This is a genomic window from Lysinibacillus agricola, assembly GCF_016638705.1.
Lineage (GTDB): Bacteria > Bacillota > Bacilli > Bacillales_A > Planococcaceae > Lysinibacillus > Lysinibacillus agricola.
In genome coordinates this window covers 4,520,137-4,544,476 of sequence record NZ_CP067341.1, presented here as the reverse complement: position 1 = coordinate 4,544,476, position 24,340 = coordinate 4,520,137, and the positions used below count along the sequence as shown (strand labels likewise).

General features: G+C 37.6%; 25 protein-coding genes. 14 read left to right on the top strand and 11 right to left on the bottom strand.

Annotation, left to right across the window (positions count from 1 at the left end):
* Positions 1-86: 86 nt before the first annotated feature.
* Both FJQ98_RS22760 and FJQ98_RS22755 read left to right on the top strand, forming a co-directional pair.
* On the top strand, positions 87-917 hold the full coding sequence (locus FJQ98_RS22760) for a polyphosphate kinase 2 family protein (RefSeq protein WP_053597120.1): 831 nt from the start codon (positions 87-89) through the stop codon (positions 915-917).
* Positions 918-1,246: 329 nt separating this feature from the next.
* The gene (locus FJQ98_RS22755) at positions 1,247-1,834 is read left to right on the top strand and encodes a GNAT family N-acetyltransferase (RefSeq protein WP_053597119.1); all 588 of its coding nucleotides are present in this window, start codon (positions 1,247-1,249) and stop codon (positions 1,832-1,834) included.
* 49 nt (positions 1,835-1,883) lie between these two features.
* Here the strand turns inward: FJQ98_RS22755 and FJQ98_RS22750 are convergent, their stop codons facing one another.
* From FJQ98_RS22750 to FJQ98_RS22745, 3 genes are all read right to left on the bottom strand, one after another.
* On the bottom strand, positions 1,884-2,447 hold the full coding sequence (locus tag FJQ98_RS22750; protein ID WP_053597118.1) for a beta-class carbonic anhydrase: 564 nt from the start codon (positions 2,445-2,447) through the stop codon (positions 1,884-1,886).
* Positions 2,448-2,627: 180 nt separating this feature from the next.
* The gene (locus tag FJQ98_RS27345) at positions 2,628-2,762 is read right to left on the bottom strand and encodes a hypothetical protein (RefSeq protein ID WP_277815985.1); all 135 of its coding nucleotides are present in this window, start codon (positions 2,760-2,762) and stop codon (positions 2,628-2,630) included.
* A gap of 139 nt (positions 2,763-2,901) precedes the next feature.
* Positions 2,902-4,143 carry an aminopeptidase gene (locus tag FJQ98_RS22745; RefSeq protein WP_053597117.1) on the bottom strand — a complete coding sequence of 414 codons (1,242 nt, stop codon included), beginning with the start codon at positions 4,141-4,143 and terminating at the stop codon, positions 2,902-2,904.
* A 189-nt stretch (positions 4,144-4,332) separates the two neighbouring features.
* Here FJQ98_RS22745 and motA point away from each other — a divergent pair, with 189 nt between their 5' ends.
* Together motA and motB are read left to right on the top strand one after the other, a co-directional pair.
* Positions 4,333-5,136 carry a flagellar motor stator protein MotA gene (motA, locus tag FJQ98_RS22740; protein ID WP_053597116.1) on the top strand — a complete coding sequence of 268 codons (804 nt, stop codon included), beginning with the start codon at positions 4,333-4,335 and terminating at the stop codon, positions 5,134-5,136.
* The gene (gene motB / locus FJQ98_RS22735; protein WP_053597115.1) at positions 5,120-5,890 is read left to right on the top strand and encodes a flagellar motor protein MotB; all 771 of its coding nucleotides are present in this window, start codon (positions 5,120-5,122) and stop codon (positions 5,888-5,890) included. Before motA ends, motB begins: the two co-directional genes overlap by 17 nt.
* Before the next feature lie 108 nt (positions 5,891-5,998).
* On the opposite strand, the gene FJQ98_RS22730 is transcribed toward motB, so the two are convergent.
* The gene (locus FJQ98_RS22730) at positions 5,999-6,220 is read right to left on the bottom strand and encodes a DUF1128 domain-containing protein (protein WP_053597114.1); all 222 of its coding nucleotides are present in this window, start codon (positions 6,218-6,220) and stop codon (positions 5,999-6,001) included.
* Positions 6,221-6,527: 307 nt separating this feature from the next.
* Between FJQ98_RS22730 and FJQ98_RS22725 the strand changes: the two genes are divergently transcribed.
* Together FJQ98_RS22725 and FJQ98_RS22720 are read left to right on the top strand one after the other, a co-directional pair.
* Positions 6,528-6,854: a hypothetical protein gene (locus FJQ98_RS22725; RefSeq protein WP_053597113.1), complete on the top strand. Its 327-nt coding sequence runs from the start codon at positions 6,528-6,530 to the stop codon at positions 6,852-6,854.
* 23 nt (positions 6,855-6,877) lie between these two features.
* Entirely contained in the window at positions 6,878-7,816 is a 939-nt protein-coding gene (locus FJQ98_RS22720; RefSeq protein ID WP_053597112.1) for a YihY/virulence factor BrkB family protein, read from the top strand.
* A gap of 54 nt (positions 7,817-7,870) precedes the next feature.
* On the opposite strand, the gene FJQ98_RS22715 is transcribed toward FJQ98_RS22720, so the two are convergent.
* Both FJQ98_RS22715 and FJQ98_RS22710 read right to left on the bottom strand, forming a co-directional pair.
* Positions 7,871-9,775 carry a heavy metal translocating P-type ATPase gene (locus FJQ98_RS22715; protein ID WP_053597111.1) on the bottom strand — a complete coding sequence of 635 codons (1,905 nt, stop codon included), beginning with the start codon at positions 9,773-9,775 and terminating at the stop codon, positions 7,871-7,873.
* Positions 9,776-10,324: 549 nt separating this feature from the next.
* Complete coding sequence (locus FJQ98_RS22710; RefSeq protein WP_053597110.1) at positions 10,325-11,863, bottom strand: fumarate hydratase; 1,539 nt, start codon at positions 11,861-11,863, stop codon at positions 10,325-10,327.
* Positions 11,864-12,226: 363 nt separating this feature from the next.
* On the opposite strand from FJQ98_RS22710, the gene FJQ98_RS22705 reads away from it, so the two are divergent.
* Positions 12,227-13,027: a YwqG family protein gene (locus tag FJQ98_RS22705; RefSeq protein WP_053597109.1), complete on the top strand. Its 801-nt coding sequence runs from the start codon at positions 12,227-12,229 to the stop codon at positions 13,025-13,027.
* Positions 13,028-13,268: 241 nt separating this feature from the next.
* On the opposite strand, the gene FJQ98_RS22700 is transcribed toward FJQ98_RS22705, so the two are convergent.
* Positions 13,269-13,454: an SE1561 family protein gene (locus tag FJQ98_RS22700; protein WP_053597108.1), complete on the bottom strand. Its 186-nt coding sequence runs from the start codon at positions 13,452-13,454 to the stop codon at positions 13,269-13,271.
* 370 nt (positions 13,455-13,824) lie between these two features.
* On the opposite strand from FJQ98_RS22700, the gene FJQ98_RS22695 reads away from it, so the two are divergent.
* Together FJQ98_RS22695 and FJQ98_RS22690 are read left to right on the top strand one after the other, a co-directional pair.
* On the top strand, positions 13,825-15,003 hold the full coding sequence (locus FJQ98_RS22695) for an MFS transporter (RefSeq protein ID WP_053597107.1): 1,179 nt from the start codon (positions 13,825-13,827) through the stop codon (positions 15,001-15,003).
* Positions 15,004-15,404: 401 nt separating this feature from the next.
* Positions 15,405-16,040 (top strand): hypothetical protein, encoded by a 636-nt coding sequence (locus FJQ98_RS22690; protein WP_053597106.1) that lies wholly within the window; start codon positions 15,405-15,407, stop codon positions 16,038-16,040.
* A gap of 450 nt (positions 16,041-16,490) precedes the next feature.
* Here FJQ98_RS22690 and rlmD read toward each other — a convergent pair whose 3' ends face one another.
* The 3 genes from rlmD to FJQ98_RS22675 form a co-directional block, all read right to left on the bottom strand.
* Positions 16,491-17,870, bottom strand: coding sequence for a 23S rRNA (uracil(1939)-C(5))-methyltransferase RlmD (gene rlmD / locus FJQ98_RS22685; RefSeq protein ID WP_053597138.1), 1,380 nt, complete (start codon positions 17,868-17,870; stop codon positions 16,491-16,493).
* Positions 17,871-17,914: 44 nt separating this feature from the next.
* Entirely contained in the window at positions 17,915-18,733 is an 819-nt protein-coding gene (locus tag FJQ98_RS22680; RefSeq protein ID WP_053597105.1) for a polysaccharide deacetylase family protein, read from the bottom strand.
* A gap of 208 nt (positions 18,734-18,941) precedes the next feature.
* Positions 18,942-19,853 carry a TIGR01777 family oxidoreductase gene (locus FJQ98_RS22675; RefSeq protein ID WP_053597104.1) on the bottom strand — a complete coding sequence of 304 codons (912 nt, stop codon included), beginning with the start codon at positions 19,851-19,853 and terminating at the stop codon, positions 18,942-18,944.
* Positions 19,854-20,040: 187 nt separating this feature from the next.
* Between FJQ98_RS22675 and FJQ98_RS22670 the strand changes: the two genes are divergently transcribed.
* From FJQ98_RS22670 to FJQ98_RS22655, 4 genes are read left to right on the top strand one after another with little or no spacing between them, the layout of a single operon-like run.
* Complete coding sequence (locus tag FJQ98_RS22670; RefSeq protein ID WP_158003106.1) at positions 20,041-20,379, top strand: hypothetical protein; 339 nt, start codon at positions 20,041-20,043, stop codon at positions 20,377-20,379.
* Positions 20,380-20,402: 23 nt separating this feature from the next.
* Positions 20,403-21,206 (top strand): recombination regulator RecX, encoded by an 804-nt coding sequence (gene recX, locus FJQ98_RS22665; RefSeq protein ID WP_053597102.1) that lies wholly within the window; start codon positions 20,403-20,405, stop codon positions 21,204-21,206.
* Positions 21,203-21,532 (top strand): YfhH family protein, encoded by a 330-nt coding sequence (locus tag FJQ98_RS22660; protein ID WP_053597101.1) that lies wholly within the window; start codon positions 21,203-21,205, stop codon positions 21,530-21,532. The genes recX and FJQ98_RS22660 overlap by 4 nt, the downstream gene beginning before the upstream one ends.
* Entirely contained in the window at positions 21,533-21,802 is a 270-nt protein-coding gene (locus FJQ98_RS22655; RefSeq protein ID WP_053597100.1) for a YfhJ family protein, read from the top strand.
* 35 nt (positions 21,803-21,837) lie between these two features.
* Here the strand turns inward: FJQ98_RS22655 and FJQ98_RS22650 are convergent, their stop codons facing one another.
* Positions 21,838-22,824 (bottom strand): metal-dependent hydrolase, encoded by a 987-nt coding sequence (locus FJQ98_RS22650; RefSeq protein ID WP_053597099.1) that lies wholly within the window; start codon positions 22,822-22,824, stop codon positions 21,838-21,840.
* 417 nt (positions 22,825-23,241) lie between these two features.
* On the opposite strand from FJQ98_RS22650, the gene mutY reads away from it, so the two are divergent.
* A complete protein-coding gene (mutY, locus tag FJQ98_RS22645) occupies positions 23,242-24,294 on the top strand; it encodes an A/G-specific adenine glycosylase (RefSeq protein ID WP_053597098.1) in 1,053 nt (350 codons plus the stop codon).
* The last annotated feature ends 46 nt before the right edge of the window (positions 24,295-24,340 follow it).

Below are 24,340 nucleotides of genomic sequence, written 5' to 3'. Positions count from 1 at the left end.
AATTATCTACAATTTACCATTTGAATAGTTATTCATATATTTCTTTAGTACAATAAGGATATTCAAATGTAAGGAGTGAAGTTTTAATGGCTCAAAATTTAAACAATCTAGATGTATCAGTTGAACTAGATAAGAAGATGTATAAAAAGAAATTAAAAGAACTCCAATATGAAATGTTAAATGCTCAGCAGTTTTTATTAAACAATAAAATTGGGCTAATTCTAGTGTTTGAAGGTATGGATGCTGCTGGTAAGGGTGGCGCTATTAAACGTCTAATTGAGCGTGCTGATCCACGTGGCTATGTCGTACACCCAATTTCAGCACCTCAGCCTCATGAACTACGCTACAATTATTTACAACGTTTTTGGAGAAAGCTACCACAACATGGGCAAATCGCTATTTTCGATCGTTCCTGGTATGGCCGTGTATTAGTTGAGCGTATTGAAGGATTTGCAACAAAAGAAGAATGGTCTCGTGCATACGAAGAAATTAATAATTTTGAAAAGATTTTAACAGCAGGAGATTATATTGTCATTAAGTTTTGGCTTCAAGTATCTGATGAGGAGCAGCTAAACCGTTTTAAAGAACGTGAGGAGGATCCATATAAGTCTTGGAAGCTAACAGATGAAGACTGGCGTAATCGTGAAAAAACACCTCAGTATAAAGAAGCTGCAAATGATATGTTTGAGAAGACAGATAAGAAAAATGCCCCATGGATTTTAGTACCGGGTAACGATAAAAAATATGCGCGTGTACAAGTGCTTCAAGAAACAATTGCACATATCGAACGTGAGGCGGAAAAACGTGGCCTTCATTTAACGAATGTATTCGACAAAGCGCATTTAGAAGATGCTGAATCGTCTAGCCTTGAATTGCTAGAAGAGAAACCTAAAAAACAAAAACAAAAAATTAAATAATGATGCTGATGCTGTAACAACAAGACGAAATGTTTTAGTTGTAGCAGCATCTTTTTTTACATACAATAAAATAAAACTTATTGGGCTCATTACTAAAAGTTGTGGATGATATTTGTTGAAATTTATACCATATATAAGTTGATTGGAGTGGAGACTGGGCGACTCCTTGGGGATCAGCGGCTCATCGGACGCCCCCAGGAAAGCGCCCAGTCGGAACGGAAATCAACCCCACGTTATGGTGAAGATTCACAAATTGTTTGTTAACCATTGATAGAATGAACGCAGGCATTAAAATGTATTGATAATTATCGGAAGGCTAGTGTGGAGAAATGGTGCTTAAAATTTGGAAACTATTAAGGAAAAAGGGTGGAAATGTGGTATCAATTCAGGGGAGAAAATGCTACATTCGCACATTTCAAGAAAAAGATGCACAAAGTTTAACTGGTCTCGTAAGTCGCAATAAATACTTTTGGTCTACATACGAACCATTGCAACGATCTGAATATTATACAGTTGATGCTCAATATAAAAAAATTCAAGAAAGCTTATACCTAATGGACTCAAAGAGAGAATTTACTTTCGGTATTTTTGAGCCGGGTACAAATAATCTAATAGGACATATTGCTCTTTATGCCGTAAAACGTTTACCGTACTCTAGTGCATTTGTTGGTTATGCGATGGATGAGATTTACGTAGGGAAAGGGATCGTGACAGAAGCAGTTAACATGGTCGTGAAATTTGCATTCGAGCAAGTAGGATTACATCGTGTAGAGGCTTATGTTTCAACACAAAATAATGCTTCTATCCGTGTCTTAGAAAAGTCTGGATTTCAGCGTGAAGGTCTTTTAAGAAAGCTTCTGTACATTAATGGTCAATGGGTGGACCATTATATGTATGCACGTTTAGAGGACCAATAAAAAGAAGTGTCTATCTCTCAAACAATGACGGATAGACACTTCTTTATTATTATTGTTTGCTACCGTCTTCGATTAAATCAAGGCGACCTGTATTTGGGTCAATTACTAAGCCATGAACAGGCACGTCTTTAACCATTAACGGGTGATTGCGAATTGTATCGACACTTTTCTTTACACTTGTTGCTACGTCACCAAAGCCACGTAAAAACTCTTTTAAATCAAGACCCGAATATTCCATCATTTTGATGGTTTCAGGGTTAATCCCTCTAGCAACCATTTTACTTAGCATCGCTTCTGGATCAACTGCACTCATACCGCAGTCATAATGTCCAACAACATACACCTCATCTGCTTGTAGTTCATAAACTGCTACAAGTAAACTACGCATAATTGCACCAAAAGGGTGACTAACTAATGCCCCAGCACTTTTAACGATTTTTACATCGCCATTACGTAAATTCATAGCTTTAGGTAACAGCTCTACTAGGCGAGTATCCATACAAGATAACACAACGATGCGTTTATCAGGATACTTTGTTGTAATAAAAGGCTCATATTTTTTTTCTTGAACGAAATCTTCATTAAATCTAAGAATATCTTGTAACATTGTCATGAAAGATTGCTCCCTTCCTTACAGAAATATTTTAGAGCAAAACTTTAAATATGCAAATAATAATGACAATATTCACGCAATTTCTACGAAAAAAAAGAAGTTTAGTAATTTATTTAGCGAATCGAAATGATTGAAAATAAATAAAAAACAGCTACGTTCTAGTAGCTGTTTTCAATGAGATTAAAATTCTTCTTTTGGTTTTGGATCTACAGTTACTGAAGATTTAGAATCTAAACCAACTTGTAGGTAGTGGATGAAGAATGCTAGAGAAATTAGTAAAACGGCTGAAAAGCCTAGTACAGTCGTAATGAACATGATAAAAGCTCCTCTCAACTAAAATAATCTACAATATTGTCTATAGCAATTATACAATAGGTTACTAGGAAAATCTAAGGATAATTTATGACATCCATAACATACCTAGACTAATATAATATTAGTAGGAACAAATTGCTTAAATTGCCCAGTTGCCATTACGGAAAATTGGGTCTATTTGTTCATCTGTAGTAATGCCGTCTATATTCATTTGCTCAGAACCAATCATAAAGTCTACATGTGTCAAGCTGTGATTAAGTCCATTCTTCAGTAGCTCTTCAGAAGACATTTCCTTCCCACCCTCAATACAAAAAGCATAGGCATTTCCTATCGCTAAATGATTAGAGGCGTTTTCATCAAATAATGTATTGTAAAATAATAAACCTGACTGTGAAATAGGTGATTGGTGTGGCACTAATGCTATTTCACCAAGATAATGTGCACCTTCATCTGCTGCAATAAGCGATGTTAAAATTTCTTGTCCTTGCTCAGCTTCTACGTCAACAATTCGACCATCTTTAAATGTAAGTTTAAAATTGTCAATAATGTTTCCACTATAACTTAAAGGCTTTGTGCTCGAAACATAGCCATTTACACCTGTTTTTAAAGGTGCTGTAAAGATTTCCTCAGTCGGCATATTAGCCATAAATGTTTGCCCTTTTGTATTGACGCTACCACCGCCCGTCCATACATGCTTTGTAGGTAATTCGATCGTTAAGTCCGTGCCTGGCGCTGTGTAGTGAAGCGCTTTATATTGCTTAATATTTAAATAATCAGCTTTGCTATGAAGCTCCTTATCATGCTCTTGCCAAGCTTCTACTGGATTTTCGAGGTCTGTACGTGTAGCGACAAATATCGCTTCCCACAATGCATCCATTTGTTGATTCTCTGGCAAATTAGGGAATACCTTCGCTGCCCATGCCTTGGAAGGCGCAGCAATCACTGTCCAGCTAAATTTATCTGATTGCAACCATCCATAATATTTAGCTAGTGCCTTTCCTGATGCTTTTTGGGAAGTCATAATCTTCTCATGCTCAATCCCTCTTAATAAATCAGGGTTCTGAGAAGTGATACTTAAAAATGCAGCCCCTTGCTCAGCTAGCCATTCGCGTTCTTGAACTTTCCATGGTGGGAAGAAATCAAATGAGTCTTTTGGAGCGTTTTCATAGCGAGTACGAACAAGCACATCGTCAGATAAATCGACAAAAACCTGTTTTGCACCATTTTGATACGCTATTTTAGTAATTATTTGCGCTAGTTTTAAATTATCGGTCGAACAGCTTATATAGAGATACTGATTATTTTGGATATTTACTCCTACTTTTACAGCTAGTTCGGCATATTTTAGTAATTTTGTGTCGAAGGATAATAACAAATTCATAACTCCTTTCAAATAAAGACAATTTAGTGTAATATTCTTAATTCAATATAATCAAATATGGTCGAAAAGTGAATAAAAAGTATTTATTACATCGAAAAATTTATGAAATACATTTATACTATAATATATATTTAAAAATATGGAAAAATGGACGAAATAAAGTTTAATAGGAAATTTGGAGGTTCTAGAATGGATATATCGTCGATTGTAGGGTTAATACTTGCGTTTATAGCGCTATTAACAGGAATGGTGCTAAAGGGTGTAAGCTTAAGTGCATTTTATAACCCAGCTGCCATTCTAATTATCATCTTTGGTACTATTTCCGCAGTAACAATTGCCTTCCCAATGAAGGAGTTAAAGCGTGTACCAAAACTATTTAAAATTCTTTTTAAAGAAACAAAGTTAGCAGATGATATTGAGATTATTAAGATGTTTTCACAATGGGCTGATTTAGCTCGCCGTGAAGGTCTCTTGGCACTTGAGAGTAAAGCTTCAGAGATAGAAGACCCATTTCTAAAGAATGGACTTACATTAGCAATTGATGGTCAGAATGCAGATTATATTCGTGATGTCTTAACAGAAGAAGTCGAAGCAATGGAAGAACGTCATGCTAGTGGTTCTGCAATCTTTACGCAGGCTGGTACATATGCCCCAACTTTAGGGGTACTTGGTGCGGTAGTAGGGTTAATCGCCGCATTAGCAGATATGAATGACATAGAAAAGCTAGGGCACGCTATTTCAGCTGCCTTCATGGCTACGTTATTAGGTATTTTTACAGGTTATGTTTTATGGCATCCATTTGCAAATAAATTAAAACGTAAATCAGCTGTCGAAGTTAAGCAAAAAAGAATGATGATTGAAGGCATCCTTTCTGTCTTAGAAGGGGAGGCGCCACGTGTTATCGAACAAAAACTTTCTTCTTACTTAACAATGGAAGAGCGTCGTCAAATTTCGGATGAAAGCGGGGCGGGCGGCCTTGGCAAAGAAAGCTAAGAAAAAAAAGCATGATGAGCATATCGATGAGTCTTGGCTAGTTCCGTATGCAGATATTTTAACATTGCTATTAGCTGTGTTTATCATATTATTTGCATCCAGTTCAGTAGACCAAGAAAAGCTAGAGAGAATGTCAGCAGTGTTTAATCAAGTATTTGATGGTGGAACAAGCTTTTTAGAGCAGCCTTCGCCGGTCCAAAGTCCGAATGCAGAAAGTGACCAAACACCACAACAGGCACAGCAAAACTCTGCGTATTTAAAGGATCAGCAAGAGTTGGCTGAAATTAAAGATAGTGTGGATAATTTTATCGCTGTTAATGAGATGGAAGGTCAGTTTGCAACAGCAATGACTGATGAGGGTTTACTTGTAACAATTCGTGATAGTATTCTGTTTGATCCAGGGAAGGTAAATGTTAAACCAGAATATACTCCAGTTGTGAAGGAGCTTGCGGATGTATTAGTATCTAATCCACCGCGTAACATTGTTATCACAGGGCATACAGATAATGTCCCAGCAGGACCCGATTTCTCGTCAAATCTGGAGTTATCATTATTGCGTGCTTCAAATTTCTATATGGTTCTATTGAATAGTAATTCTCAATTAAAGTCTGAGAACTTTAGTGCTAAAGGGTATGGCGAAAACCGAGCTATTGCTCCGAATGACACTCCTGAGGGTCGTGCTAAAAATCGTCGTGTAGAAGTGTTAATTCAACCTCTTGTTACGGAGGACGGCTCATCTGCAAAAAAAAGCTGAATAAGTTAAAATATTAAGTAATGAGGCCTTTCAAACCAAAAAGCTATTAGCAATGCTTATGCTAATAGCTTTTTATCTTTTCAACTTAACTTGGATAGGGATGTTTTCTTATTTACGTAATGAGCCTAATTCAGCAACGATGGCTTGCATCTCACTTGGACTGAATGTGTCGCGTTTCATGACCATTTTGTATAAATAAACTAAGTCTTCGTAATTAGCTTCATCGAAATTTTCCGATTTCATTGCATCAACATTAACCATACGAAGCTTGTCTTTCATTTGATCAACCATATAAATAACGTTCTCTTTTGACGGTACTGATAAATCCATTTATTTAAGCCTACCTTTCGTAATCCTCGCACATATCATTTCATTGAATAAAAAAAATGTCAACACTGTATTTGGGCATTGCTTTAAAAATAGACTGTTATTGGGTAGAATAAGGGCAGTAAGTAGTTTAATTATGGTTCATCACCATAACGTGTAGTTGATTTCCATTCCGACTGGGCGCGTCCAGTCGGAACGTAAATCAACTTATATATATGGCATGCGTTTTAACAAAATCATCCCTAATTTTTGGCGATGAATCTTAATTATCTTAAAGGAATATACATTTACCAAGCAGGGGGTATTTAATATGGGACAAAGTAAATTATTAGCATCCATCGTAGTTGGTGCCACAGTTGGTGCTGCACTAAGCATGTTTGACCGTACAACGCGTGAAAAAACAATAGCTACAACGAAAAAGATGAAAGAAGCAATCTCGTTTTATGCATCCAATCGAGAGGAATTACAAGTACTAGTTGAGGAAAAAGTATTGGCCACTAAAGTGCTGTGTGAAAGTGTAACAGAAAATGTCAACACAATCGTTGAAAAAGTTGATGAATTTAAAGAATTACCTTCCACAATCGAAGGCATGATTAATGACACAAAATCAGCCTTTTCTTTACCTAATAAAGAATAGTTGTTGTACAGGAGGGAATTTGTATGGAAAAGAAAAAAGCATCGATACAGACAGCAGTCGGTGTGGTGAAATCATTTGTCTCACCAGAAGAAGACGCTGTAGATTTGATGACATCAAAGGGCTTTATGCAAGATTTAATACTACGCATACAGCGAGTAGATATATCAGCTCTTGCCGCACAGTTAGCTTATTTCTTTTTACTATCTTTTTTCCCACTACTAATTTTCCTAGTCACATTACTACCATATCTGAATTTAGAGACGACGCAAGTGTATTCATTTCTAGTAAATATTATGCCGGATGAGGTATATAGGCTTATTGAAAATACACTAAATGAAATTTTAACAATCCGTAATAGTAGTTTATTATCTATCGGGGTGCTTGGAACAATATGGTCTGCTTCCAAAGGAATTAATGCGTTGATTAGAGCCCTAAATAAGGCCTATGATACAGAGACTAGGGGAAGTATATTAGATCGAGGGTTGTCCCTTGTTTTCACCATAGCATTTGTTATTGTTATTGCTGTCGCTCTACTTTTACCGGTTTTTGGGCAACAAGTCGGACATTTTTTATTTTCGATTGTTGGCATTGAAGAGCAGTTTGAAATAATCTGGCATAGAATGCGTTGGTCGATGCCACCACTACTTATTTTTATAGTTTTAATGGGGATATATAGATTTGTTCCAAATACAAATCCTCGTTTGAAGTTAATGAGAGTTTGGCCAGGGGCATTGTTTTCAACTCTAGCCTGGCTGGCTGCAACATATGTTTTTTCTTTTTATATTAGTAATTTCGCAAATTATTCAGCTACATATGGCAGTATCGGTGGGGTTATTATTTTAATGCTTTGGCTATATTTCACGGGGATTATATTAATTTTTGGTGGCGTTTTAAATGCAACAATGCAGAAGAAGGCTTTGCAAAAAGAACGTATTAAGCAAAATACACTAGCAAATAGTTAGCAATATTGAAACAAACAGCCTCGCCATCACGATTTGTGATGCGAGGCTGTTTGTTTATACGTTTTTATTAAGCATACGTAAGCCGTTTAAAATAACTAAAATGGTGCTTCCCTCATGTCCAATTACACCTAGAGGTAAATCGACAATCTGTAAGAAGTTTGAAGCGATTAATAAAACGATAATGCTGATAGAGAAGAAGACGTTTTGTTTGACGATGCGTTGCATTTTACGTGATAAACGTACTGCATAGGCAATTTTTGATAAGTCATTTTTCATTAAAACGACATCTGCTGTTTCCAGAGCCACATCTGTTCCTTCTCCCATAGCAATTCCAGTAGTGGCAGTTGCTAATGCAGGTGCATCATTAATACCGTCTCCGACCATCCCTACATATTTATGTTGAGTAAGAAGTCGTTTCATCTCAGTCACTTTTGTTTCAGGGAGACATTCAGCAACGTATTCTGTCACGCCTGCTTCCTTGGCAATTACCTTCGCTGTCTTCTCGTTATCACCCGTTAGCATGACGACATCGATGCCTAGCTCTTTTAGTAATGATACTGCTTTTTTTGCTTCATTGCGAACGGTATCCTTTAAGGCTGCTAATGCGACAATGCCGTCCTTGTCACGAATGAAAATAACTGTTTTGCCTTCTGCTGCTAGCTTTGTCGCTACACCATCTGCAAAATTATCAGCTTCCTCTGCACCTACAAAATCGGGTTTCCCTACTTGATACTCCATATCATCTACATAACCTTTTATGCCCCAGCCAGGGATATCTTGAATGGATGCATGTGGGAACTTTGTTAGACCTTCAGCCTTAGCATATGAAGTAATTGCTTGTGCAAGCGGATGATTCGATTGTGATTCAATACCAGCTAGGATTGCCAACGCCATTTCTCGATCTTTTTCCTCATGAACAATAAAATCAGTCACGACGGGTTTTCCTTGTGTTAAAGTACCTGTTTTATCGACTGCTAGTGCACGTAAAGCACCTAAATGCTCTAAATGTAAGCCTCCTTTAAATAGCACACCGTTTTTTGCACCATTTGAAATTGCTGCAAGAGTTGCTGGCATAATGGATGCAACAAGTGCGCATGGAGAAGCAACTACTAGGAGCACCATTGCTCGATAGAAAGTTGTTGTCCAGTCCCAACCGAGTACAAAATGAGGTAGGAACATCATTAGAGCAACAGTAAGTAGCACAAATTTCACATACGTACCTTCGAATTTTTCTATGAACTGTTGAGAAGGTGATTTTTCACTTTGTGCATTTTGGACAAGTGTAATAATTTTTTGGAATAGTGTTTCAGAGTTCGGCTTAGTCATTTCCATCGTAATGGCACCATTTAAGTTCACTGTACCTGCAAATACCTCGTCGCCTTCACGTTTTGCCACTGGAAGCGGCTCACCGCTAATTGCAGATTCATCGATAGAAGACTGTCCTTTAAAGATTACACCGTCTGCTGGTACACGTTCACCGGGTTTTATAAACAGATGATCTCCGATTTGTAATGTAGAGACAGAAACTTTCATTGGTTCAAAGCCACCACGAACAAGCCAAGCCTCTTCAGGTTGTAAATTCATGAGCGCAGAAATTTCACGATGACTTTTATTCATTGCGTATGTTTCAAGAGCACCACTTACAGCAAAAATGAAAATAAGAATAGCACCCTCCGTCCAATAACCGATTGCAGCGGAACCAATTGCAGCTAATACCATCAATAGTTCAACATTAAGCTCTTTATTTTCAATGGTTTCTTCAATACCTTCTTTTGCTTTAGCAAATCCACCAACGCAAAATGCCACAATATATAAAAGAACGGATGCTGTTGTTTGCCCGCTAGTATCTAAACGCCATGCGAGTAAAATGAACAAACCTGCTAAAAGGGCAGCGATTAATTCAGCGTGTTCTTTTGTTTTCTCAATTAAATTAATATTTTCTCGATTAGAGCGTTCCATCTTTATCCCCCTTGATAATGAAAATCAATATCAAAACCCTTATAATACAATATATATAAACAATGTCTAATTGAAAATAGCTTTCAACTAACTCCTTTCTAGTTTAGAATCATTATAACAAAGGTGTTTTAAAAAAGAAAGTAAGAAATTTGAAGGAATTTTTAAGGAAGGGGATAAAAGTAGTCCTAGATTGAGATTGAGGTGATTATGAGGTTTTTTGAAATAATTTTGAACATAAGAAAAAGCACAGATATCCATAGGAATATTCTGTGCTTTTCAAATTTGTGCAGTGCAAATGCCCTTAACTTTAGGAATTACTGCATAAATATTTAGGCTCATCACAATACGTGGGTCGATTTCTGTTCCGCCCAGCCTTCACTCAACATGGCATACATTTTATAAAATGTCATCTCCAACTTTTGGTGATGAGCCATAAATTATTAAGTTATAAATTCGTTTTTGCAGTGTGGCTACCGCTATGCTTTCGCCACAGATTAAAAAACAATTACTACTCATCAAAGTAACGTTTTATAAAAGAAATTTTTCCTATTAGAAAACACGCTCTGCATGTAGCGCAAGTTTTTCTAGGGATGATTTATCTACGTCTGCGTGTAGAGAATTACCGTGAGAATCCATTGTTACAACAGCTGTGAACTTCTCAACGTTTAAGTGCCACATTGCTTCTGGAACACCGAATTCCATTAGGTCAACACCATCTACACCTTTAATGCAGTCAGCGTAGTATTGTGCAGCACCACCGATTGCATTTAAGTAAACGCCACCGTGCTCTTCTAATGCAGCAAGAGTTTTTGGTCCCATACCGCCTTTACCAATTACAGCACGGATACCGAATTTTTTCATGATGTCACCTTGATATGGCTCCTCACGAATAGAAGTAGTTGGACCAGCTGCTTTTACTGTCCAGTTGCCTTCTGCATCTTTTGCCATTACAGGGCCACAGTGATAAATAACTTGTCCATTAAGATCAACTGGAGCATCGTGGCTCATTAAATGATGGTGAATTGCGTCACGACCAGTATACATACGACCAGTAATCGAAACAACGTCACCAACTTTTAGAGCACGAATTTGTTCTTCAGTAATTGGTGCAGTAAGTTCCACTACATCTGTAGTAGTATCTTCTGTTGTTGCTGCAACTTCATCTTCTTTAAATGTAATTTTTTCGCCTTCTTGATAATGCCAGTTAATAATTTCGCCAGTTTGAGGATTGATGTCCACAGCCATACGACGGTATGCCCAGCAGTTATAAGCTACTGATACGTAGAATGATGCAGGGATACGGTGCATAACACCAATTTTACAGCCAAGTAATGTTGCTTCACCACCGAAGCCCATTGTACCAATACCAAATGTGTTTGCAGTTTTCACTACATATTCTTCTAATTTAGCAAGATCAGAATTTGGATTTGTATCTTCCACATGACGGAATAACTGTTCTTTCGCCAAGTCGTAGCCAGAAGAGCGATCGCCACCGATACCTACACCGATGAAACCAGCTGAACAGCCTTGTCCTTGTGCTTGGTATACTGAGTGAAGGATACATTTACGGATACCATCTAAATCACGACCAGCGCGACCAAGACCATCAATTTCACATGGTAGGCTATACTGGATGTTTTTGTTTTCACAGCCGCCACCTTTAAGGATTAATTTAATTGTAATGTAGTCGTTTTCCCATTGTTCGAATTTCATAACAGGTAGACCGTCACCTAGGTTATTACCGCTGTTTGCGCCTGTTAATGAATCAACCGCATTTGGACGCAATTTTGCATCTGCAGAAGTTTCGACAATAGCTTTTTTAATAGCTTCTTTAATTTCTAATTGGTTTACACCAACAGGAGTATAAATTTTGAATGTTGGTAGACCAGTATCTTGACAGATTGGTGACACATTATCTTCTGCCATAATGATATTATTTGAGATTGTGTCTAAGCTCATTGCAGCTCGAGTACCAGCGTTTTCAGCTTCTTTCGCCTTTTTAATAGCACGACGTACATCTTTAGGTAAGTTTGTAGATGTTTCTGTAATTAAATTGTAAAGACTTTTCTCCAAAGTTTGTATATTCATTTGGTATTGCCCCCCATAGAAAATTTGATTATTTCCACGTTACATTATACTCTTTTCAACTAATGAAAAAAAGAGTTCAACTCATTGTGGTCGGAATTAACGATCTATTCTCAAAAAGAGGTAATTTAAATGTGAAATTATGTAATTTTAGTTTGATTGATCATGTAGCTGATCGTATTTTGAGCCAACCCGATCAGATCTCCTGTGAACCTAATCGATATATAAATACTTACCTAATCATATATATATTGAACGAGTTGGTACTAGCCTTATTTAGAAACTAAAATTTCGTTGAAATAAAGATTGTTAATAAGGAACGTTTGTTCTATAATGAACTTGAATATTTACTTTAGGAGGTAAAATATGTCTGATAAAAAGTTACTTAATTTACCTGAAGCATTTGAACAATATAGGACAGTAATAGAAGAAACGATACAGCCTACTGTATTTGTTGAAACGGAAGAACGAAAAACATCTTTATTTGAAAGTAAATTTGCAGGCGATCCATATTTTCCGTTGTCAATGGAGTACCCGAAAAGTCCTGAAGGGCAACCATTAAAATTACTAGCACAAATTAATTTTGCAGATGTACCTAAGCATTTACCAAATTTCCCTGAAGAGGGGATTTTACAGTTTTATATTAATGGCTATGACGATGTATTAGGGATGGACTTTGATAATGGTCAAAATCAGGAGGGCTTCCGCGTTATTTTCCACGAACATATTGTTAGTGACGAGTCACAATTAGTACGAGACTTTTCATTTGTTGAAGCGAAAGAAGAAGAATTATACTTTCCAGTGGAAAAAGAAATGGCGTTGTTCTTTGAGGCAGGCTATGAACCATTATCGGCGAGTGATTTTAGAAGTGAAAAACCCTATTCGAAGATACTTGCTACTATAGAAGAAAGTGATAATTTAGTAGACTCATTTTATGAGACATTGAATAGTACAGGTCATAAAATCGGAGGATCTCCATTTTTTACTCAGGACGATCCACGAGCATATGGTAATTATACAGATTCAACAATCTTGTTGCTTCAAATTGACAGTGTGGGTGATCATATTCTGTGGGGGGATGTCGGGGTCGGCAACTTTTTCATCGCTGAGGATGAGCTGAAACATAAGGATTTTAGTAAAGTTCTATATAATTGGGATTGCTATTAATTTAAATAACAGAAGATAAAAAAGCAAGTGGATATAGAGCCTTCCACTTGCTTTTATCTTCATTCAACAAATTTTTTCTGTGCGAAAGCGAAGCGTCAGTTACAAAAGATTTCTACCTCAGAAGTTGGTGATGAATGAAGATAAAGCCTCCGGCGGATGTAACGGATTTTGATAGGAATAAATTGTGCAAGCACAATTCAAAATCCGGACGCAATTACGCCAAGGCGAAATTGATTAGTAATTATTGTTCACGAGCGTTAAATTGCTCCATTTTATCTTCTAAATCATCCATCATTTGAATTAAACGATCAATATCCTCTAATTCAGTTGTTTCAGGGTCAATCGCATCTAAAACTTCTAAAAATATTTCAAGACGCTCTTTTAAGTAATTTACTTGCTGCTTTTTATCAGTGATTGGATTTGACATACATACACCTCATTTCGTCCCCTCCATCGTAGCTGATTTGGGACTAAATTTCAATGCTTAGGTAAACACCTAGGACTTAGCGATTATTTTGTAAAAATCAATAGACGGAATATTTACAATATTGAGTGTGTGTGTTAAATTAATATTAAGAAAAGTTAAAGGAGTTGATTTAAAAAATCCAAAAAAACTCTAACTCGAAAAGGAGGGAGTTTAAACAAGTACTCGGCCAATGTAAAAGCCGAAATTCGTGTTTATACAATTAAATGGAGATAAGTGTTAGTTAGGCCTTAGCGTAAAATCACATGTGGTGAGCGCTAAGGCTTTTTGGTATGCTGTTATTTGGAAGAATGACTTGATGTTGGAGGAAAAGATGACATACTTCTCAGATTACAGCAAAAAAAGATTTGCCATTCTAGTGTTAATTGTGTCTATTTCAGGCTTTTCACAAGGGATGCTTTTACCGCTAATTTCAATTATTTTCGAACGTGATGGGGTATCTTCCGCGTTGAACGGATTGAATGCAACAGGTCTATACATAGGAACTTTATTAATCTCCCCATTTATCGAGCAGCCATTACGAAAATGGGGCTATAAACCGATTATTTTAATTGGCGGTGCACTTGTGTTTGCTTCACTGCTAATATTTCCTTTATGGAAAAGTGTGACTTTCTGGTTTGTCCTTCGCTTACTCATTGGAGTAGGAGATCATGCATTACACTTTGCAACACAAACGTGGATTACAAGCACCACAGATCATAAAAGCTTAGGAAAGGGTATGGCCATTTACGGCTTGTCCTTTAGTACAGGCTTTGCAGTCGGACCTTTAATGGTGAAACTTATACAAGTTACAGAAGCATTACCGTTTATTGTGTCATCAGCTATGTGTTTATTTGCATGGGCTTTTGTATTCTTTTTACAAAATGAAAAACCAGAACGTTTAACGAGAGACTTACATGCAAGAGGCTGGCATCGTTATAAAATAGCCATTGCATTTGGATGGATCGCATTTTTAGGCCCGTTTGCTTATGGATTTTTAGAATCTGCTTTAAATGCTTTGTTCCCAGTTTATGCTTTACGTAAAGATTTTGACGTGAATATGATTCCGATTATGTTATCAGTCTTTACATTTGGTGGGATTTTAACGCAGGTGCCGCTTGGTGCAATAGCAGATAAAATAGGACGACGTTATGTCTTGATGATCGGCTCGTTTGGAGGGGCTATTATTTTGGGGATTGCCAGTTTTTTAGAGCATTCTCAAATGGCAGTAGCCGTAGCATTTTTCTTTACAGGTGCATTAGTCGGTTCGATGTTTTCATTAGGTATTACCTATATGGCAGATTTAACACCAAAAGAGCTACTGCCAACAGGAAATCTGCTTTGCGGCATTGCCCTTAGTATCGGTAGCTTAACAGGGCCATTTTTAGGTGGCGTTTATTTAGAATATGTAAAGTACAGCTTCCTTTTATTAGTAGCGATGCTTTTGCTAGCTGTAGCTATTGTTTTGTTAGTATTTGGACGAAATAAAAATAAGCGACTAGTGTCGATGTAAGAGGCTTTGTCTTTTGGAAATCATCCTTGAAGCGGACGGAAGAGCGTCAATCGTTTGGGTATAGAGAAGATTGAATCAGGTAGGGGAAGTTATTGCTCGAGTGAATTGCTCAGCTTTTACATAATGTGAAATTTTAGGCAAAATAAAAGAGCGGGGCTCATCTTCCCGCTCATAAAACAAAAAAACGCCCAGCAAATCCGTGCTGTTATGGCGTTCTTTGCGTGACAAGGATGTTCCGTCCAAGTCACATAGGTTTGGCACCTAGAATTATATTATACAGACAAGCATTCATAAAATCAAATGATATTAGAGGATAGGTAATATTTGGACTTTGAATTTCTATCAATATATAATAGAAGAACACTTGCTTAGATGACTAATTATTATGAGGAGATTAAATCATGACTGAATATAAAAAATTATCGATTCACCGTGCATTAACAGAACTAAAGATGCTAAATCATCGCATTGAAGCAGCAACGAATGAAGTTAGTTCAGTGTTAGCTAATCGTAAAAGCAATAGCAAAATTAATGGTGTAGAGATTCAAGAATATGAAAAGCAAATGCAAGCCTCATACGATAAAGTAGTTAGCTTAATTGACTATCGCAACCGAATTAAGGCGCTAGTTGTGGAGTCCAATGCTATAACAAAAGTGATAGTGGGAAAAGAAGAGATGACTGTAGCTGAGGCGATTGAACGTAAACAGTCCATTCAATATGAAAAGAAGCTGTTAGAAGTTATGCAACAGCAAAATCGTTCAGCTGTAAATACGGTTGCAAAAGAAAATGATGCGTTGCCAGCAAAGCTAGAAACGTATTTAGTTAATATATTAGGAAATAAAGATAAACAATCTCCAGAAGAAGTAAAATTACATACGGACACATTTATGAAAAGAAACGAGTACGAGTTAATTGATCCAATGAATGTTAAAAAGAAAATTGAAGCGTTAAGTAATCGAATTGAAGAATTCGAATCTGAGGTTGACGCTGTATTATCCGAATCAAACGCAACAACATTTATTGAAGTGCAAGCATAACTAAATATGCATGGCCTAGCGAAAACGGAAAACGAAAGGTCGCTCGCGCTTCAAGGCATGTGTGCGAGTTAAAACCTTAAACATGCCTTACTACAATGGATACTTTAAAACAAACTGAGTTGAAAGCTCAAAGGTTAAAGGTAAAAGTCCAAAGTTTACGTGTCAAAGTTCTTTCGTATTAAAGCTAAAAACTTAAAGTATAAAAATCTTTTAAATCCTGGGCAACTGGTTAAGGTGTTGATTTTTCTGGACCGTCCGTCATCCACCAGGCAGCTGGAGCTGTGCATTACATAGAAAAATAATATACAAACAGGCGTCTCTTAATTTTAGGAGACGCCTGTTTTACTTCTGTAAAAACTCATTGGTTTACGTATGAAATGAATGAGGAAATAAAAACGATTGTAAAGGAAAAGGACACCTCGAGAATTCTCAAGGCGTCCTTCTTCATCATTATTTATTCTTCAACACAAGCTTCGCAACGCACTCCACTTGCGCCGTCTGTGCAAACATATCCAAGGGCTGAATATACTCTACATCATAAAACTTCGATAATTCATTTAAATCCTTCGCTAATGTTGAAGGATTACAAGACGTATAGACAAAGCGCTTCGGTTTTAGCTTCAACACAGTGCGGATAAACTCTGGTGCTAGACCTGTGCGTGGTGGATCTACCGTAATAACATCTGGTGTAAATCCTTCCTTGCGCCATTTTGCTAAGACACTTTCTGCTGTGCCGACTGCGTATTTTGTATGTTTGAAGCCATGGTTACGTGCATTTTTACGTGCATCTTGAATGCTTTCTGGAATAACATCCATTCCCCGAACTTCTTTCGCTTTGTCAGCTAGCCATAAACCGATTGTCCCAACACCGCAGTAAGCATCAACAACTGTTTCCTTGCCTGTTAATGCTGCGGCTTTTTTGATTTCATCATAGAGATGAACGGTTTGTGTTGGATTCAGTTGGAAAAAGGCACGAGCTGATAAATCAAAGGCTAATTCGCCAAGCTCTTCGTGAATCGTTTCTTTGCCGTCGAGGACAATTGTTTCGTCACCAAAGATTAATGATGTTTTCTCACGGTTAATATTTTGAGCGATCGATACGATGCTTGGGTCGATTTTTTTAATACGTGCAACGAGCTCAGCTAGATGAGGAATTTCTTTACGTGTTGTTACGAGCACAACTTGTGTTTCACCAGTACGAATCCCTGTACGTACAACAATCGTACGTACTAAGCCATCAAGCGTACGACCATCGTAAATAGTAATATTTAGTTTTTGTAAAATTTTACGTGTTGCCACTGTAATTTTTGATGTAATCGGATGTTGGACAAGGCAATCATTGATGTTCAGTAACTTGTTACTACCTTCTGCAAATAGCCCTGCATAGACCCGCTTACCTTCTTTGCGTACTTGAAACTGGCTTTTGTTACGATAATTCCATGGATTATCCATTCCTAGAGTTTTGCGAACTTCAACTCCGTTAGCTAAAGGCTTGGCATAACGTTCTAATGCTTGAATAACGATATCACGCTTTTCAATTAGCTGTTTTTCATAGGTCATATGCTGAAGCTGACAGCCGCCACATTCGTTGTAAACTGGGCAAGGGGCTTCCTGACGATGTTGTGAAGCTTTGCGAATGTTTAATATTTCCGCTTCGGCAAAGTTTCGCTGTGTTTTAGTCACTTGTGCTGTAATTTCTTCACCAGGAATGGCGCCCTTTACGAATACGACATTACGCTTATAAAAGCCTACACCTTCACCATTAATACCAAGTCTTTTTATTGTTAGAGGAAATTTTTGTCCTACTTCCATTGTTGTTTGCTGTGTCAAGCGTTCCACGTCCCTGTTCTTTTAATATCATCTCCCCATTATAACTAAGGAGTAGATGATTGCAAAGCGACAGGAAAATCTTCATATTCTAAAACTAAATCGTCAAGGGATAAAAATGTATAGCCTTGTTTTTTCGCTTCAGCAATAAACATAGGGAGTGCTTCTGCATTATCTTGTGCAACTGTATGCATTAAAATAACAGCGCCAGGGTGAAGCTGTTCCATCAGCGCATTATACGCATAATCTGCGCCACGACGTTGATCCCTTACCCAATCCTTAAAGGCAACAGACCAAAAAATATGACGATAGCCTTCAGCATTTCCTACCTCTAATAATTTCGCATTAAATGTCCCTTCAGGTGGGCGAGCATATGTTGTATGTTCAATACCTGTCAATTCACGTAACTTATCATCTAGTTTTTTCCATTCTGCACGCATACCATCTGGCGTTAGTCTCGCCATATTTGGGTGCCCATATGAATGATTGCCAATCGTATGGCCATCTTTAACCATGCGTTTTACTAAATCAGGGGCACTCTCTAAATAATGACCAGTTAAAAAGAAGGTAGCTGGTGCATTTTCCTTCTTCAAAGTATCCAAAATACTTTCCGTAAACCCATTTTCATATCCGTTATCAAAGGTTAAATAAGCAACTTTTTTATCAGGCTTTCCTTTATAAATTGCACCATATTTCTCAACTACTTGATCAAGCTGTGCCCCAGCTTCTGCTTGTTCACCGTTTTTCGCTCGTTTAAAGCCCCAGTTATATTCATCAGAGCCAGAAGCCGAATATGGATTAAAGCTAATTGCCGCGGCAATAATAAAAGTAGCGATGACCGCTCCTACTATATGCTGTTTCCACATAAAAACGCATCCTTTCTTTTTCATTAGGATGCGTTATTTTTCAAAAAATTATCCTATTAGATTTTCTACAAACTTTAATCAGTGGGGTTTTCTTTATCCTCACTGATTATTAGTCTTCACCAATCGGATTTTTACGGGCAGTTAATCTTTTCGCTGAATTTTTAGTTGGGAGTCTTGTACCTGATGCTTCACTTTCGGTACAGATAAATTACTGCCCGTTAATGTGGGATAAATCTTTAAGTGCTTCTTTTAAATGAGGAAACTTAAATGTAAAATGATGTTTTTCTAAAACAGTAGGTAGTACATGCTGACCTTCTAATACAAGCATGCTTTGTTCACCTAGTGCTAAACGCATTGCAACACTTGGTACAGGCATCCAATGACGTCTTCCCATTACATTTGCAATTGCTTTTCCGAAATCCTTCATGCGTGTTGCGTTAGGAGCAGTAACATTAAAAGGGCCTTTCATATCATCATTCGTCATTGCGAAATATATAGCTCGTGCTACGTCCTCCACATGGACCCATGAAAGCCATTGTTCACCTGAACCTATTGTGCCTCCGATATGCAATTTATATGGTAGTAACATTGAAGGAAGTGCGCCACTATTACGACCTAAAATAACACCAAAACGAGCAAGGGCAACTCGAACCCCTAATTTCTCAGCACGTTTTGCATGGCGTTCCCAATCCTGAACTGTCGTGCCTAAAAAATCAGTTGCATAGTCTGTGGAATCTTCGGTATAAATATCCGTTGTAGAAGTGGGATAAATCCCGACTGCACTTGCATTGACAAGTACTTTTGGCTTTGAGGTAAGGTGCTCCATAATACGTATTATTTCAAGTGTTGCATCCATGCGACTTGTATAAATGGCTTTCTTTTGTTTTTGTGTCCAACGTCCATTATTTAAAGAAATCCCTGCTAAATTAACAAATGCATCGACTGCATCTAACAACTGTTCAGGTCGTGCTCCGTGTTGTAGCCATTGTACATATTGAATATCGTTTACTCGACCTGATTTGTTCCGTGTTAAAATGATGATCTCATGTCTTTTTTCCTGCAACAGCTTTGTTAGAGCTTTCCCTACAAAACCAGTACCACCTGCAATAACGATTTTCATAAGAACCCCTCCTCTTTTCAAAGCAAATTAAACAATTCTCTATGAGCAAGTTTACCACCTATTCATTTACAAATGTAGGCTCCCTGAAGTAATACCTGCGCGGGACGAGAGAATACTCGCGAACGGGAAAATACCCGCGCGAAACGAGAGAATACCCGCGGAAGAGAGGCAAATACCCGCGCGAAAGGTGAAAATACCCGCGGAAGAGAGGCGAATACCCGCGAAAGGTGAAAATACCCGCGGAGGAGAAGCAAATACCCGCGCGAAACGAGAAAATACCCGCGGAAGAGAGGCAAATACTCGCGCGAAAGGTGAAAATACCCGCGGAAGAGAAGCAAATACTCGCGCGAAAGGTGAAAATACCCGCGGAAGAGAAGCAAATACCCGCGCGAAACGAGAAAATACCCGCGGAAGAGAGGCAAATACCCGCGCGAAAGGTGAAAATACCCGCGGAAGAGAAGCAAATACCCGCGCGAAACGACAGAATACCCACGGGAAAAAGCAATACAAACGAAAAATGTTATAATGGTAATTAGTGAGGTGTTACGAATGCGTATTATTACGAAAATTGCACGTCAAAAAAACAATCCAGAACGTTATAATATATATTTGAACGAAGAGTATGCTTTTCCGGTGGATGAGGCAATTCTCATTCAATTTGGATTAACGAAGGGAAAAGTGCTTGAGGAATTTGATATTCAGGAAATTGCCTATGAGGATGAGATTCGAAAAGCTTTTAATAAAGGGTTAAATTTTTTGTCCTATCAAATGCGGAGTGAGCATGAGGTAAAGAAAAAGCTACTTACATTAGAATTTGGGGAAGCAGTTATTTTAGAGGCTATACAAAAGCTGAAATCATATGGCTTTTTAAATGATGAAACTTATTCCAAGGCATTACTCAATACGAAAAAAGCAACGATGAAAAAGGGACCCAAAGCGATTAGACAAGATCTCATGAAAAAAGGAATTGATAAAAGCTTACAGGATGAGGTGCTTGCTACCTATAGTCATGAGGAGCAGGTAAAACTTGCGGTACAGCTGGCTGAAAAGGTTGTTCGATCAGAGAAAAAGAAAACACCAACACAAATAAAAACTAAAATTCAAGATTTTCTAATGCGAAAGGGTTACTCTTTTAGTGTTGTAGACGATGTACTGGGCCAAGTAGAGATTGAGCAAGATGAAGATGAATGGCAACAGTTACTGGATGTACAAGGCGAAAAAGTTTGGAAAAAGTACTCATCGAAGTATACTGGTTATGAATTGAAAATGAAAATAAAACAGGCGCTCTATCAAAAGGGTTTTCCTATAGAGGTTATAGATCGTTTTATAGAAGAGAAGGAGAATGAGGAATGAACGAAAAAAATTATGCTGTAATGTCAGAGCATGAATTACGTGAAGAAATAGCTATGCTAAAGGAGAAGGCGCGTAAGGCGGAGCAGCTAGGAATCATCAATGAATTCGCAGTGTATGAGCGGAAGGCTTTAATGGCAGCCGCCTATTTAGTGGATTTAGATACAATAACTCCTGGAGAAATGTATCGTATAGATGGCTCTGAAAATGAATTTTTCCAAGTGGATTATTTAAAAGGACGCTTTGCTTGGGGACATCGCTTAGGGGGCGAAAAATACCAAGAAGCTCTTCCTGTTTCGATACTATCTCCTGTAAAGGTTGGCAAATAAATGGATGAAAAAATTGAAAAACTAACAGCCGAGTTACTTGCAAAAAACCCACAGATGTCAACTGGACGTGCACGAGTTTGGATTGAGCTTTTGTGGAGTGATTTTGAATCAACTTCTGCAAAGGCTGGCTATGACTATCGTGGGGCTGATTACACAGAAAATTTGGTGCGTCAATTGATTACCAGTTATGGCGATAAACTGCATACATTTGCAGGACGCAATCCAAAATACTCACATTTACTTGATGCTAGTGATGATATGTTGCAATAACAAAACCCTGACCCATGTTGGTCAGGGTTTGCTGTTTAATTACTTGCACCAATCTGTAATTTTTTCTGGAGTTTATCTTCTGTAAAAATCCAGCCTGTGTATGAAGTGATGATCTCATTGTCATCGTTTAAATGAGCGACAGCAACGAAAGGATAGCGATTATCACTACGGTAACGCAGATCAATTAATCTCACCTCTGTTAAGCCATTTTCTAGTTCTGAAATTTCCCAACGATACAATGGCGAGAACGACACGAATGCAGCGAGATTGGGGTCTTTCAATGCTATTTCAATAAGAGGTGTTTTCGGTAAAGGTTCTATTTCGAATTTATCGTAAATATTAACAGTTCGCCCATAAGCACGACCAACATAATAATGCGTTTTTGATTTTGCCGCAATTCGCCAGTGGAAGAACCGCATTGTAGGGGCTACAATAACATATTCTTCATCTTGAATGGTATTATGCACAGCCTTTTTTACAGCCTTTTGGACAGCAAATCGTAAAACGTAATAAACGAAGATAATGAGATACATGATGCTAAATGTCCAAACTGGATTTGCACCAAATGCCCAAAGTAAAATGCCGAGGCAATGTAGTGAAAAAATAATAGGATCAAATGTATTTATTACACCAAGTGCAACCCATTTTCTAGAAAATGGTCGAATTGCTTGTGTACCATAAGCATTGAAGATATCAACAAAGACATGAATAGCTACAGCTAAAAATGTCCAAAGCCATAAATGAAACACATTTGCGTCTTGAATAATAAATGATAAAACTGCTGTAATTAAGATGGGCCAAATCGCTACTGCTGGTAGTGAATGTGTTATTCCGCGATGATGTCGAATATAAATTGCGTTGTTGCGTAGTTTTAAAACTGTATCGACATCAGGTGCCTGTGAGCCAATAATCGTACCTGCAATTACTGCGGTAAAAGTCATTGAATGACTTGCTACAACGGGATCAGCTAATGCAAGACCACCGAGGGCTATACCCATAACGAAATGTGTACCTGAATCCAAAAATATCCACTCCTAGTATGCATAAAAATAGAGTACAATTTGCATACATGTATATTTCAATAAATCGTAATACCTGATATTTACTTATTAAGATATTTGTGCTGAATTTAACTACTTTCAGCAGAAGTCTCCCACCTCTATAGGTGGTGAGATGAATGCGATTTTAAGTCACTTTTCAGCGTGTGTCCAAACATCCGCTGAAAGAAGTTAAAGCCTCCGGCGGATGTCACGGAATTCGGAAAGGAGTTCTTTGTGCAAGCACAAAGCCGAATCCGGACGCAATTATGCCGAGGCATAATTGATAGGTGAAAATTGTCAGTTAAATATGACGATTATTGTCGTTATACACAAATGATCTTTTCTTAATTGTATACCCTTTTTACCATAAATTAAATCGTAAAGACACTGGAGGTCACCGTGAATTATCCATATGTAACAGAATTTCGACAATCTTTAGTCGAATGGTTTAATGTTGAGAAACGTGATTTACCTTGGAGGCATACTACGGACCCTTATCAAATTTGGGTATCGGAAGTGATGCTACAGCAAACACGTGTCGACACAGTTATTCCTTATTACAATCGTTTTATGGAAAGTTTTCCAACATTAGAATTACTTGCGGAAGCACCACAAGAATACTTATTGAAGCATTGGGAAGGCCTCGGCTATTATTCCCGCGCACGTAACTTACAAGCGGGTGTTCGCGAGGTATTAGAAAACTACGGTGGGGTAGTACCCAATAATCGCCATGAGATTTCCAAATTAAAAGGTGTAGGTCCGTATACTGCTGGAGCTATTTTAAGTATTGCCTATAATAAGCCCGAACATGCAGTTGATGGTAATGTTATGCGTGTTTTAAGTCGTGTGCTTAATATTCATGATGATATTGCAGTTCCAAAGACAAAAAAGATTTTTGAAGCGGCTGTTGAAGAACTGATAGACCCTGAAAATGCATCATCCTTCAATCAAGGCTTAATGGAGCTTGGTGCACTTATTTGTACACCTACTTCACCAAAATGTTTATTATGTCCAGTTCGGGAATACTGTACTGCATTTAATAAAGGTGAGCCAGAAAAACTGCCTATCAAATCTAAAAAAGTAAAGATGAAGCATATTACATATGATGTTCTTGTATGTGAAGATGACAAAGGTCGTATTTTAATGGAGAAGCGTCCTGCAGAGGGTTTACTAGCTAATCTATGGCAATTTCCAATGCTTGAGCATGGTAAAGATTCAATAGATACTTTTAGTAATGACTATGCTATAAAAGTTCAATCACAGCAGGCTTTGCTAACATTTAAACATGTTTTTTCACATTTAACATGGCATATAAATAGCTATTTTATGAAATGTGATTCAACAGTAAAGGGCGAATGGCTGACTCCCGAGCAGATAGAATTATTACCAATGCCAGTTCCAATGCTAAAAATATGGCAAGAAATAAAGACGAAATCATATTGTCTAAAATAAAAAAATTTATGAGCATAAAAGCATTCATCTCGGTACACAATAATTA